Source organism: Scandinavium hiltneri (assembly GCF_024764835.1).
Classification (GTDB): domain Bacteria; phylum Pseudomonadota; class Gammaproteobacteria; order Enterobacterales; family Enterobacteriaceae; genus Scandinavium; species Scandinavium hiltneri.
Genome location: NZ_JALIGE010000075.1, coordinates 295,362 through 309,018, shown reverse-complemented (window position 1 = coordinate 309,018; position 13,657 = coordinate 295,362). Strand labels below are relative to the sequence as shown.

Sequence of the window (13,657 nt, the reverse complement as noted above, 5' to 3'; positions counted from 1 at the left end):
TTACGGTAACAGGCCCTTGACGTCGATAGGCTTGGCTTCGTTCTCTGCTTCGCCCTTATCTTTGCCGTCGATTGCCATACCCGCCATCCGGTAGAAGTTATATTCCGGGTATTTGCCCGGACCGGAAATCAGCAGATCCTCTTTCTCGTACACCAGATCCTGACGCTTGTATTCACCCAGTTCGAAATCCGGGGTCAACTGAATCGCCGTGGTTGGGCACGCTTCTTCACACAGACCGCAGAAAATGCAGCGTGAGAAGTTAATACGGAAAAACTCTGGGTACCAGCGGCCGTCTTTGGTCTCTGCTTTTTGCAAAGAGATACAGCCAACCGGACAGGCTACCGCACACAGGTTACAGGCTACACAACGCTCTTCCCCGTCCGGATCGCGCGTCAGCACAATACGGCCACGGTAGCGCGGCGGCAGATAAACCGGCTCTTCCGGATACATCTGCGTTTCGCGTTTGGCGAACGCATGCATCCCGATCATGCAGATACTGCGAACCTGGGTGCCAAAGCCCACTAATAATTCTTTTAAGGTCATGGTCTATTCGCCCCTTATTGCGCCTGCCAGAGAATGACAGCCGCCGTTACCAACAAGTTGATCAGCGTCAGCGGCAGGCAGATTTTCCAGCCGAAGGACATTACCTGGTCATAACGCGGACGCGGCAATGCTGCACGGATCAAAATGAACATCATCATGAAGAACGCGGTTTTCAGCGCGAACCAGATGAATGGTGGTAAGAACGGACCCTGCCAGCCACCGAAGAACAGCGTTACGATAAGCGCTGATACGGTGACAATACCGATGTATTCGCCCACGAAGAACAGACCGAACTTCATGCCGGAATATTCAATGTGGTAACCGTCGGCCAGTTCCTGCTCCGCTTCCGGCTGGTCAAACGGGTGACGGTGACATACCGCTACGCCCGCGATGGCGAAAGTGATGAAGCCGAAGAACTGTGGAATCACGTTCCACAGATGCGCCTGGTTATTAACGATATCGGTCATGTTGAAGGAGCCAGCCTGCGCCACAACGCCCATCAGCGATAAGCCGAGGAACACTTCGTAGCTCAGGGTCTGCGCGGAAGCACGCATCGCACCGAGCAGCGAGTATTTGTTGTTACTCGACCAACCCGCGAACAGAACGGCGTAAACCGCCAGGCCTGCCATCATCAGGAAGAACAGGATACCGATGTTAAGGTCGGCAACGACCCAGGTCGGGCTGACCGGGACAATCGCAAACGACAGCAGCAACGAGGTGAACGCGATCACCGGCGCAAGGGTAAAGATAACCTTGTCGGTGAATTTCGGGATCCAGTCCTCTTTGAAGAACATCTTGATCATGTCCGCCACCAGCTGGAGTGAACCACCCCAGCCTACGCGGTTCGGTCCGTAACGGTTCTGGAACAGACCAAGCAGACGACGTTCACCAAAGCTCATGAACGCACCGCAGGTGACGACCACCAGCAGAATGACGACCGCTTTCAGGATGCTTAACAGAATGTCGATAACATCCGGTGTTAACCAACTCATGCTTTCGCCTCCTGCAGATTTTCAATACGCGCACCCGCCAGCACTGGCGCAATACCCGGCATACCCATTGGCAGACCGACCTGCCCTGCTGTCAGTGCATCGGAAAGCACCAGCGGCAGGTTGATGGTCTGACCGTCGTAGCTCAGTGCAATGTTTGCCCCGGCGTTGACGCCAAGCTTCGCGGCATCGGCCGGATTAAGCTTGATGTACGGCTGCGGCATACGGCTTTGGAAGACCGGTGAACGCTGTGACATTTCGTCACTGCCGAACAGATGATAGTAAGGCGCGATACGCCATTGACCGTCCTGCGCTTCGAAGCTGGCCGGAACCTGCCCGAAGTAAGCCAGACCGTTTTCAGACGCTTCAATCAAACGCACGCCCGGATCGCCGTTACGCAGATGACCACCCACTTCAGCCTGGAACTTGTTCCATGCCTGCGGGGAGTTCCAGCCTGGTGCCCACGCAAATGGAATTTGCGAACGTGCAGCCGTTGGCTGGTTGTTCCCTTCCATGGAGAAGGCGAACATGGTGTCTTTATCCTGCGGCTGACGCGGCTCGTGAACACTGATATCCGCGCGCATAGCGGTACGACCACTGGAGCGAATCGGTGAACGAGACAGTTTCTGACCACGAATACGGAACGACGCATCCGGCGCAGCGTCTTTGATTCCTGCCAGCTGCGGCAGTGCAGCCACGGCGGCGTCAATGACGTGATCCAGCTGTGTCCAGTCCACTTCACGGCTTTCTAAGGTGCTGTGCAGCGAATGCAGCCAGCGCCAGCTTTCCAGCATGATGATGTTGCTATCGTAATAAGACGGGTCGTAAACCTGGAAGAAACGCTGAGCGCGGCCTTCGTTGTTGATGACCGTGCCGTCGCTTTCTGCGAAGCTCGCAGCGGACAGCACCAGATGCGCTTTGTCCATAATCGCGGTACGCTGATGGTCGATAACCATCACCAGCGGCGCTTTGGACAGCGCAGCATCCACGCGGGCCGCAGAAGCGTGACGGTGCAGATCGTTTTCCAGCACCACAACGGCATCAGCAGAACCGGATTCCAGCTCGTCTAATGCTTCTTCCAGCGAACCGCCGCCAATCATGCCGAGGCCAACGCTGTTCACCGCCCGGGCAATCATGGTCACACCGACGTCTGAACCGCGGCCTTTCAGGGCTTTAGCGACGTTAGCCGCCGCCTGAATCATTTCGGCGCTGCCGGAGTTGGTCCCGGAGACAATCAGTGGTTTTTTCGCACCGGCCAGCGCCTGCACGATAACATCCACTTTGCCTTTCAGGTCGTTGCTCAGGCCTTCAACCGCTGGCGCACTGTTATCCAGCGCGTGAGCGATAGCGAAACCTAAACGCGCCTGGTCTTCGACCGGTGCGCAGTAGGTCCACGCCGCGATGTCATCCAGACGCGTGTTGTCGACGTTGGTCACAAACAGCGGGTGTTTCGCACGCTGACCAATGTTCAGGATCGCCGCAATCTGCCAGTCAGCCACTTTTTGGGCCGCTGCCATTTCACGTGCTTTGCCTTTCACCGCCTGACGAACCGCCAGGGCAACGCGAGCGCCGGTCTGGGTGATGTCTTCCCCGAGAACCAGAACTGCGTCGTAAGATTCGATGTCACGCAGCGCAGGCGTATGAATGCCGCCTTCGCGCAGCACTTTCAGTGCCAGCTGCAAACGTTCCTGCTCGCCTTTGGCGATACCGGTATAGAAGTTATCCGCCCCGACCAGTTCACGCAGCGCGAAGTTGCTCTCAACGCTTGCACGTGGAGAACCGATGCCGATGACTTTCTTCGACTGACGCAGAATGTCTGCGGCGCCCTGCATCGCCTGCTCGGCGTTAAGGGTGATGAAGTCGTCACCGCGACGCTGTACCGGCTGACGCGGACGGTCTTTCAGGTTCACGTAGCCATAACCGAAACGACCGCGGTCGCACAGGAAGTAATGGTTTACGGTACCGTTATAACGGTTTTCGATACGACGCAGTTCGCCGTAGCGCTCGCCCGGGCTGGTGTTACACCCCAGAGAACACTGCTGGCAGATGCTTGGCGCAAACTGCATGTCCCATTTACGGTTGTAGCGTTCGGAGTGGGTTTTGTCGGTGAAAACGCCGGTCGGGCAGATTTCAACGAGGTTACCGGAGAATTCGCTCTCCAGCGTGCCATCTTCCGGACGTCCGAAATAGACGTTGTCGTGCGCGCCGTAAACACCCAGGTCTGGGCCGTCGGCATAATCTTTGTAATAACGTACGCAGCGGTAACAGGCGATGCAGCGGTTCATTTCGTGGGAGATGAACGGCCCGAGGTCCTGATTACGGTGGGTACGTTTAGTGAAACGATAGCGACGGAAGCTGTGACCGGTCATGACAGTCATATCTTGCAGGTGGCAGTTGCCACCCTCTTCACAGACCGGACAGTCGTGCGGGTGGTTGGTCATCAACCACTCGACAACGCTTTCGCGGAACTGCTTCGCTTCTTCGTCATCAATAGAAATAAAGGTGCCGTCGGATGCCGGTGTCATACAGGACATCACCAGGCGGCCACGCGTGTCTTCCGCGTTTTGATATTGCTTCACCGCACACTGGCGGCAGGCGCCAACGCTTCCCAGCGCCGGATGCCAGCAAAAATAGGGAATATCAAGGCCGTGAGAGAGGCAAGCCTGTAACAGGTTGTCCGCTCCGTTGACCTCGTATTCTTTGCCGTCTACATGAATCGTAGCCATTAGCGTGCTTCCAGTTGGCCCGGTCGAAACCAGGCGTTAATCAAAATTCTTTTACACCTCATCCTTCAAGCCGCCTCGACGCGTCTGGAATGATTTTGTGTAGATAACTACCAGCGCGTCTTCAGCAAGTTCGGCTGGATCCCACCAATTGCATGGGTATTGCTGAACTGCTGCTTGATGCCTGCTTCGAATTCGTCGCGGAAATACTTAATCGCACTCTGCAGCGGTTCAACCGCGCCAGGCGCATGCGCGCAGAAGGTTTTGCCCGGACCGAGGGATCGACACAGTTGCTCAAGTGTCTCGATGTCGCCCGGCTGGCCTTCGCCCCGCTCGATAGCACGCAGAATTTTCACGCTCCACGGCAGACCATCACGGCATGGCGTACACCAGCCGCAGGATTCGCGGGCAAAGAACTCTTCCAGGTTACGCACCAGCCCGACCATGCCAATTTCATGGTCAACAGCCATCGCCAGCGCCGTACCTAAACGGCTGCCCGCTTTACCGATGCTTTCAAACTCCATCGGTAAATCGAGGTGCGATTCGGTCAGGAAGTCGGTTCCCGCGCCGCCTGGCTGCCAGGCTTTGAATTTCAGTCCATCACGCATACCGCCCGCGTAGTCTTCAAGAATTTCACGCGCGGTGGTGCCAAACGGCAGCTCCCATACGCCTGGATTCTTCACGCGACCGGAGAAGCCCATCAGCTTGGTACCCGCATCTTTGCTTTTCGAGATGTTCTGGTACCACTCCACGCCGTTTGCGAGAATGGCCGGGACGTTGCAGAGGGTTTCTACGTTGTTCACGCAGGTCGGCTTACCCCACACGCCGGAGCTCGCCGGGAATGGCGGCTTGGAACGTGGGTTGGCACGACGACCTTCGAGGGAGTTAATCAGCGCGGTTTCTTCACCACAGATATAACGCCCTGCCCCGGTGTGAACGATCAGTTCGAAGTCGAAACCGGAACCGAGGATATTTTTCCCGAGCAGACCGGCTTCGGTCGCTTCAGCAATCGCACGACGCAGGTGAACAGCGGCTTCGATGTATTCGCCACGCAGGAAGATGTAGCCGCGATACGCTTTCAGCGCAAACGCGGAAATCAGCATGCCTTCTACCAGCAGGTGTGGCAGCTGCTCCATCAACAGGCGGTCTTTATAGGTGCCCGGCTCCATTTCATCGGCGTTACACAGCAGGTAACGGATGTTCATGGATTCGTCTTTCGGCATCAGGCTCCACTTCAGACCAGTGGAAAAGCCCGCGCCGCCGCGCCCTTTCAGGCCAGCGTCTTTAACCTGATTGACGATTTCATCAGGTGCCAGGCTGCTCAGGGCTTTACGCGCCCCGGCATAGCCGTTTTTGCTCTCATATTCTTCGAGCCAAACCGGCTGTTTGTCTTCACGCAGGCGCCATGTCAGCGGGTGCGTTTCAGGAGTCATGGTAATGTTTTTCATTTATACCGCTCCAGCAGATCAGGGATCGCCTCCGGCGTCAGATGACTGTGAGTATCCTCATCAATCATCATATTCGGCCCTTTGTCACAGTTGCCGAGACAACAGGTTGGCAGGAGGGTGAAACGTCCATCAAAGGTAGTCTGGCCCGGCTTGATGTTGAGCTTTTGCTCAAGTGCCGCCTGAATACCCTGATAGCCTGTGATATGACAAACCACGCTGTCGCAGTAGCGAATCACGTGGCGGCCAACCGGCTGGCGGAAGATTTGGCTGTAAAACGTAGCCACACCTTCGACGTCACTTGCCGGGATACCCAGCACGTCGGCGATGGCGTAAATGGCCCCATCCGGCACCCAGCCACGCTGCTTCTGAACGATCTTCAGCGCTTCAATGGACGCCGCACGCGGATCTTCGTAGTGATGCTTTTCGTGCTCGATAGCGTCACGCTCAGCCGCACTCAGCTCAAAAGCCTCGGTTTGTGGTTGTTGATTCTCGTGCATAATTAGCGGTCCACATCTGACATAACAAAATCGATACTACCCAGATAAACGATCAGGTCCGAGACCAGGCTTCCGCGGATCGCGGCCGGGATCTGCTGCAAGTGCGCATAGCTCGGCGTACGAATACGGGTACGGTAGCTCATGGTGCTGCCGTCGCTTGTCAGGTAGTAACTGTTGATGCCCTTGGTCGCCTCAACCATCTGGAAGGATTCGTTGGCCGGCATGACCGGACCCCAGGAAACCTGCAGGAAGTGAGTGATCAGGGTTTCGATATGCTGCAGCGTGCGCTCTTTCGGTGGCGGCGTCGTCAGCGGGTGATCCGCTTTGAACGGGCCTTCCGGCATGTTCTTGTAACACTGTTCAAGAATGCGCAGGCTCTGGCGCAGCTCTTCCACTTTCAGCATCACGCGGGTGTAGCAGTCGGATACACCGCCGCCAACCGGGATTTCGAAGTCGAAGTTTTCATATCCAGAGTACGGACGCGCCTTACGCACGTCGAAGTCTATCCCGGTAGCACGCAGGCCAGCACCGGTGGTGCCCCACTCCAGCGCTTCTTTCGCGGTGTACGCGGCAACGCCCTGAGAACGGCCTTTCAGAATGGAGTTACGCAGCGCGGCTTTCTCGTAAGAAGCCAGACGCTTCGGCATCCAGTCGAGGAATTCACGCAGCAGACGTTCCCAGCCACGCGGCAGATCGTGTGCGACACCGCCGATACGGAACCAGGCCGGGTGCATACGGAAACCGGTGATCGCTTCGACCAGATCGTAGATTTTCTGCCTGTCGGTGAACGCGAAGAACACCGGCGTCATGGCACCGACGTCCTGAATGAAGGTGGAGATATACAGCAGGTGGCTGTTGATACGGAACAGTTCAGAGAGCATGACGCGGATAACATCAACGCGCTCAGGCACTTTGATCCCGGCCAGTTTTTCAACGGCCAGCACGTATGGCATTTCGTTCACGCAGCCGCCGAGGTACTCGATACGGTCGGTGTACGGAATGTAGCTGTGCCAGGACTGACGCTCGCCCATTTTCTCAGCACCACGGTGGTGGTAACCGATATCCGGAACACAGTCGACAATCTCTTCGCCATCCAGCTGCAGAATGATACGGAACGCACCGTGCGCAGACGGGTGGTTAGGGCCGAGGTTGAGGAACATGAAGTCCTCGTTTTCGGTGCTGCGTTTCATGCCCCAGTCTTCCGGCTTGAAGGTCAGCGCTTCCATTTCCAGATCCTGCTTGGCTTTGGTCAGCTCAAACGGATCGAATTCGGTGGCGCGAGCCGGGTAGTCTTTACGCAGCGGGTGCCCTTCCCAGGTATCCGGCATCATGATGCGACGCAGATTCGGGTGGCCCTCGATGTTAATTCCGAACATTTCCCAGGTTTCACGCTCATACCAGTTGGCGTTAGGGAAAAGTTTGGTCACCGTCGGCACATTCAGGTCGTTCTCAGACAGCGCAACCTTGAGCATGATGTCGCGGTTGCGGTCGATAGACATGAGATGGTAGAAAACGGAAAAATCCGCGGCGGGTAACCCGTCACGGTGTGTGCGCAGACGCTCGTCCATGCCGTGTAAATCAAACAGCATGATGTAAGGCTTCGGCAATTTCTTGAGGAAATCGACCACTTCCAGTAACTGTTCGCGCTTAACCCAAACAACGGGTACCCCGGTGCGGGTCGGCTGAACGGTAAAGGCATCCGGCCCAAAACGGTTGCGCAGTTCGCCAATCACCGGGTCATCGAGATGATCCCGGGTCTGCCATGCGGCAGCGTCGTGCGCGGTTAAATCGGTCATATTGTTCACCATTGCAAAAGTTCCGTGGTGACTGTTGGGCGTGGCTCCGCGCTATTAATTTTGATATGCGAAGGCTTTTTCCACTGCCCACAGGCGCAAAGTTAAATCTCGTCGGGTGACCGCAGATTCGTCACAGCAATACGTTCGCCGCGTTTACGCTCGCGCTCAGATTGCATGTTGGCGCGATACACGCCCTGATCGCCAACCACCCACGAGAGCGGACGACGTTCTTTGCCGATGGATTCCTGCAGCAGCATCAGAGCCTGCATGTAGGCTTCCGGACGCGGCGGGCAGCCAGGGATGTAAACATCGACCGGGATAAACTTATCGACGCCCTGTACAACAGAGTAAATGTCGTACATGCCGCCAGAGTTTGCACAGGCGCCCATGGAAATAACCCACTTTGGCTCAAGCATCTGATCGTACAGACGCTGAATGACCGGGGCCATTTTGGTGAAACAGGTACCGGCAACCACCATCAGGTCAGCCTGACGCGGGGAAGCGCGCAGTACTTCTGCCCCAAAACGCGCAACGTCATGCACCGCAGTGAATGACGTCACCATTTCAACGTAGCAGCAGGAAAGGCCAAAGTTGTATGGCCAGATTGAGTTCTTGCGACCCCAGTTGACCATATCGTGCAGGGCGTTTTCGAGCTTGCCCATGTACACGCTTTTGTTTACTTCCTGCTCAAGAGGGTCGGTTACTACCTCCTGTTTTTGCAGGGGGTAACGGTCGTTCTCACCGTTAGGATCTATGCGGGTGAGCGTATAATCCATCTTATTGCCTCGCTTTTACTGCGTATGACGATTAGTAGTACTGTCGGTTTCCGGGTTAACCAGCGTGCGACGGGAGCGCGAAGGCGTCCAGTCCAGCGCACCGATGCGGACGAGGTATACCAGGCCTGCCAGTAACACTAAAATGAAAATTGCGGCTTCAACAAAGCCCACCCAACCGCTTTCGCGGATAGACGTAGACCATGCGTAAAGGTAAAGGGCTTCCACGTCAAAGATGACGAAGAACATGGCGACCAGGTAGAACTTCGCCGAGAGACGTAAGCGAGCGGAGCCCACAGAGTCGATACCCGACTCGAACGGGGTGTTCTTGCTACGCGCGCGCGCGCGGCCGCCGAGATACCAACCGCCAATCAGCATCAAACAGCAGAGGCCTATGGCAATGATGAGAAATATAGCGAATGCCCAGTGATGAGCGATGACTTCAGTGGATGTTGACATACGCAAAGCTTTACCAAAATAAGTAGCGCTGAAACTCTGCTCTGGCTGGCAGATGAACGCCACATGATTCATGGGGAGGAATGAAAAAACCACAAAATGTGTGCCACAAATGGCTTAAACATCTAAATGATGTGGTTTTTTACTCCTTTCTATAACCTTTTGTCAACTTTAACAAAAGTTTCCTCACATTAATTTACACCGAACACCTTTCATTAACATTAAATGCCCTTTAGCCTTTTCGCGATGAAATGACCGAGGGAATTTACGGTTGGTGAATCGTGTCCGTTTGAGGCTTAAACACTAATTACCCTTCTATTTTGACAGGAATCGCCGGTGATTCCTCCCCCTATTGGGGAGTATTTTCTTGATCTGAGACACGCTTCTGTTAATTCGCACTGGAAAATGGCAACAATCCGGCCGTTTTTTTAACATTAGCAGGAAGTGGGAAGTTGGGTTTGTAAAGAGTGGCGAATGGAGCCAGAGACTTAACAACCAAATGAAAAATAAGAATAAATAAACGAAACGGCACACATCCGTTCACTCTTTACCCACAAAAAAAGCCGCTGAACATAATTTACGCTTCAGCGGCCTTTTTTTACACTTACAAATTGTTACCAGATAGAACGGGACTCGTTACTCTAAATCCTTCTCAGCAACAAGGTTATCGTCTCCCCCTTCGGAGGTATATGTCCCGTACTGATACCAGGGATTATTGTAGCTATCCAGCGACTGGAAAATGGCCTGCACCAGCTCGTTCGGGCTGTGGGTATTGCAGCTCAGCAGATACTCAGTGTCGGGCAATTGCGGTAATCCGTCACTTTTACCCAGTACGCGCAGTTCCGGGCTCATCATCTCCACCGGACGCGCAGTTATGCCTAATCCAGCCTTCACGGCTGCCCGTACGGCAGACAGTGTAGAAGCGACGTACGCCAGACGCCACGGAATGCGTGCGGCATTCAGGGTATCAATAATCATATCGCGGAACGGGCTTGGATCGTCGAGCAACACCAGCGGTACGGGTTCGCCAGGCGGAAGCATGTAATCCGCGGCGCAATACCAGAGCGTTGGCGAGGTGCGCAATGAAATTGCGTCATACTGCGCCAGACGATGGGTGGTTAACACCAGATCAACTTCACTGGCCTGCAACATGTTGCCCATTTCGCCATGACGCTTAACGCGCACATCCAGCGCCAGCTTCGGGTAGACCGAACTGATTCGGTTGAGCAAGAAAGGCAGAATGGTGTCCGCTGATTCATCAGAAGAACCGATGGTTAACATCCCCTGCAGGGAACTAAACATCAGCGACGTACATGCTTCATCGTTAAAGCGCAGAATTTTGCGCGCATAGCCCAGCAGCTGTATGCCATGTTCCGTCAGCAGCTTATTCCGACCATGCCGGGCGAACAGCTCTTTACCAACCAACTGCTCAAGGCGCTGCATCTGCTGGCTGACAGCAGACTGGGTACGACACACAGCAGCCGCGGCTGCTGCAAAGGTATTCAGATCAGCGACCGCAACAAACGTTCTCAGCAGATCGAGATCGAGATTCAATATCGGACGATTTGCGTTAATCATATTCTTCACTTACAGGTTGCTTGTGCTGACCTGCCTGGTTGATGCTGTGCTCTAAGAAAATCAGGCAATTCCTTTTGAATCATATCCCCCGGCCCGGCAAGCCGGACGAATACCTGAAAGAGCGTTATTGCATTATAATTGCCTGCCTGCTTCTCTTTAAGCAGACCCCTTAGCTATATTTTCGTTTACATCTGAATGATGATTTAATTATTTCTGACACTTTTATGTGAGGGTTTTCAAAAAAAGCTGTTACTTTAACTTTAAACTCTTAAAGATCACTCAACAATAACATCAAAAATTACAAGCACATCAAACACAACAAAAATACGAGCAATAACATTAAGTTATATTGTTTTAGCAAACACAGACATCACCTGAACGCTGATACTCAGAGCCTGCTTACAACGGTATCCTACCGCAAAACCTTTATATTTATAAGTGTTATTAGGTATTATCTTACATAAATTTTTAAATGATAATCATGATCTCTAAATAAATTAACAAAACACAGCGACAACTTTGCAATTAATGAAAGAATATTAATTATTTAAATATTCATTCACTAACAACGCTTAACAATGTATTCACAGAAAGAGATATTAACCCTCATCCATAGGGTAGCAAACCGCCAGCTTTTAGTGGTTAAAATTTAGCCTGACATCCAAATACGCGAGGCAGGATAGTCGGCGGCGCCCCAGAAAAATTCAGTTAATAATCCAAGAGCCAAGACAAATGACAACATTAATCACCAAAGCTATTACTAAACATGGTGATTTAAGCAGACGAAGCGGCCAAATCGCAGACAAACAAATCACACAGACATCAGGTAATGTGCAAAATATTGTCCTGCCAACCCTTCAAAATACCCGGGATGGGGAGTACCTTATTCCGTGCAGACTTCCACGGCAGGGAGTGGCAAAACTAGCGAAAAGGTCAAGATTCATGTCCCCCATCGAAAAATCCAGCAAATTAGATAATGTCTGTTATGACATCCGCGGTCCGGTACTTAAAGAAGCGAAACGTCTTGAAGAAGAAGGCAATAAGGTTCTTAAACTGAATATCGGCAACCCGGCCCCGTTCGGCTTCGACGCCCCTGACGAAATCCTCGTCGATGTGATCCGTAATCTTCCAACGGCACAGGGCTATTGCGATTCCAAGGGCCTCTATTCGGCCCGTAAGGCCATCATGCAGCACTACCAGGCGCGCGATATGCGTGACGTCACGGTAGAAGATATCTACATCGGTAACGGTGTGTCTGAGCTCATTGTTCAGGCGATGCAGGCGCTGCTCAACAGCGGCGATGAAATGCTGGTTCCGGCCCCGGATTACCCGTTATGGACGGCGGCAGTGTCGCTCTCCAGCGGTAAAGCGGTGCATTATCTGTGTGATGAATCTGCAGGCTGGTTCCCGGACCTGGACGACATTCGCAGCAAAATCACCCCGCGCACCCGTGGGATCGTGATTATTAACCCGAATAACCCAACCGGCGCGGTGTACTCCAAAGAGCTGCTGCTGGAAATCGTGGAAATCGCGCGTCAGAACAACCTGATTATTTTCGCTGACGAAATCTACGATAAGATCCTCTACGATGAAGCCCAGCACCATTCGATCGCCGCCCTGGCGCCGGATCTGCTGACCGTCACTTTTAACGGTCTGTCAAAAACCTATCGCGTAGCGGGTTTCCGCCAGGGCTGGATGGTTCTGAACGGGCCGAAGAAACACGCGAAAGGCTATATCGAAGGGCTGGAAATGCTGGCCTCGATGCGTTTATGCGCCAACGTTCCGGCTCAGCACGCCATTCAGACGGCGCTGGGCGGTTATCAGAGCATCAGCGAATTTATCGTACCGGGCGGCCGTCTTTATGAGCAACGTAACCGTGCGTGGGAATTGATCAACGAAATCCCGGGCGTCAGCTGCGTGAAGCCAAACGGCGCGCTGTATATGTTCCCGAAAATCGACAGCAAGCGTTTTAATATTCACGACGACCAAAAAATGGTGCTCGATTTCCTGCTGCAGGAAAAAGTACTGCTGGTTCAGGGCTCCGCCTTCAACTGGCCGTGGCCAGATCACGTGCGTATCGTGACGCTGCCGCGTATGGATGACCTGGAAATGTCTATCTCGCGCTTCAGCCGCTTCCTGTCCGGCTACCGTCAGGCATAACACCGCCGGCCGCCGGGGTTTGCATCCGGCGGTCAACTCAGTGCACAATGGGTAACCTGCTGTAACGCATCAAGGACCCCCATGAGCCAGAGTCATTTCTTTGCCCATCTTTCCCGTCTGAAGTTGATCAACCGCTGGCCACTGATGCGCAACGTGCGCACCGAAAACGTCTCCGAGCACAGTTTGCAGGTGGCGATGGTCGCCCACGCGCTGGCAGCGATTAAAAACCGTAAATTTAACGGTTCAGTGAATGCCGAGCGCATCGCACTGTTGGCGATGTACCACGACGCGTCCGAAGTGCTGACAGGCGACCTGCCGACGCCGGTAAAATATTTCAACTCGCAAATTGCACAGGAATATAAAGCGATTGAGAAGATTGCCCAGCAGAAACTGGTCGATATGGTGCCGGAAGAACTGCGAGATATTTTCGCGCCGCTGATTGATGAGCATCAGTGTAGCGAAGAAGAAAGACTGCTGGTTAAACAGGCCGATGCGCTGTGTGCGTACCTGAAATGTCTGGAAGAACTTTCCGCAGGAAATAACGAATTTTTGCTGGCGAAAAGCCGTCTGGAAAAAACGCTGGAATCGCGTCGTAGCCCGGAGATGGACTATTTCATGCAGGTCTTTGTGCCGAGCTTCCAGCTTTCATTGGATGAAATCAGTCAGGATTCTCCGCTTTAACTCGCTCTGCCCG

11 protein-coding genes are annotated in these 13,657 nt (G+C 53.7%); 2 read left to right on the top strand and 9 right to left on the bottom strand.

Going from position 1 to position 13,657, the window contains the following annotated elements; translation table 11 throughout:
* The 9 genes from nuoI to lrhA form a co-directional block, all read right to left on the bottom strand.
* On the bottom strand, positions 1–543 hold the full coding sequence (nuoI, locus tag MUU47_RS16515; RefSeq protein WP_110509257.1) for an NADH-quinone oxidoreductase subunit NuoI: 543 nt from the start codon (positions 541–543) through the stop codon (positions 1–3).
* Positions 544–557: 14 nt separating this feature from the next.
* Complete coding sequence (gene nuoH, locus MUU47_RS16510; protein WP_159770239.1) at positions 558–1,535, bottom strand: NADH-quinone oxidoreductase subunit NuoH; 978 nt, start codon at positions 1,533–1,535, stop codon at positions 558–560.
* Complete coding sequence (nuoG, locus tag MUU47_RS16505) at positions 1,532–4,258, bottom strand: NADH-quinone oxidoreductase subunit NuoG (RefSeq protein ID WP_258989216.1); 2,727 nt, start codon at positions 4,256–4,258, stop codon at positions 1,532–1,534. Before nuoG ends, nuoH begins: the two co-directional genes overlap by 4 nt.
* 107 nt (positions 4,259–4,365) lie before the next feature.
* A complete protein-coding gene (nuoF, locus tag MUU47_RS16500; protein WP_159770233.1) occupies positions 4,366–5,703 on the bottom strand; it encodes an NADH-quinone oxidoreductase subunit NuoF in 1,338 nt (445 codons plus the stop codon).
* Entirely contained in the window at positions 5,700–6,200 is a 501-nt protein-coding gene (nuoE, locus tag MUU47_RS16495) for an NADH-quinone oxidoreductase subunit NuoE (RefSeq protein WP_110509249.1), read from the bottom strand. The genes nuoF and nuoE overlap by 4 nt, the downstream gene beginning before the upstream one ends.
* A 2-nt stretch (positions 6,201–6,202) precedes the next feature.
* Entirely contained in the window at positions 6,203–8,008 is a 1,806-nt protein-coding gene (gene nuoC, locus MUU47_RS16490) for an NADH-quinone oxidoreductase subunit C/D (RefSeq protein ID WP_258989215.1), read from the bottom strand.
* Positions 8,009–8,097: 89 nt separating this feature from the next.
* The gene (gene nuoB / locus MUU47_RS16485; RefSeq protein ID WP_258989214.1) at positions 8,098–8,772 is read right to left on the bottom strand and encodes an NADH-quinone oxidoreductase subunit NuoB; all 675 of its coding nucleotides are present in this window, start codon (positions 8,770–8,772) and stop codon (positions 8,098–8,100) included.
* A gap of 15 nt (positions 8,773–8,787) precedes the next feature.
* Positions 8,788–9,234, bottom strand: a complete 447-nt coding sequence (nuoA, locus tag MUU47_RS16480; RefSeq protein WP_159761991.1) for an NADH-quinone oxidoreductase subunit NuoA — start codon at positions 9,232–9,234, stop codon at positions 8,788–8,790.
* A 627-nt stretch (positions 9,235–9,861) separates the two neighbouring features.
* Positions 9,862–10,803: a transcriptional regulator LrhA gene (gene lrhA / locus MUU47_RS16475; protein ID WP_258989213.1), complete on the bottom strand. Its 942-nt coding sequence runs from the start codon at positions 10,801–10,803 to the stop codon at positions 9,862–9,864.
* Positions 10,804–11,745: 942 nt separating this feature from the next.
* Here lrhA and alaA point away from each other — a divergent pair.
* On the top strand, positions 11,746–12,963 hold the full coding sequence (gene alaA / locus MUU47_RS16470) for an alanine transaminase AlaA (protein WP_159761993.1): 1,218 nt from the start codon (positions 11,746–11,748) through the stop codon (positions 12,961–12,963).
* Positions 12,964–13,044: 81 nt separating this feature from the next.
* Complete coding sequence (gene yfbR, locus MUU47_RS16465) at positions 13,045–13,644, top strand: 5'-deoxynucleotidase (protein WP_110509238.1); 600 nt, start codon at positions 13,045–13,047, stop codon at positions 13,642–13,644.
* Positions 13,645–13,657 lie beyond the last annotated feature (13 nt).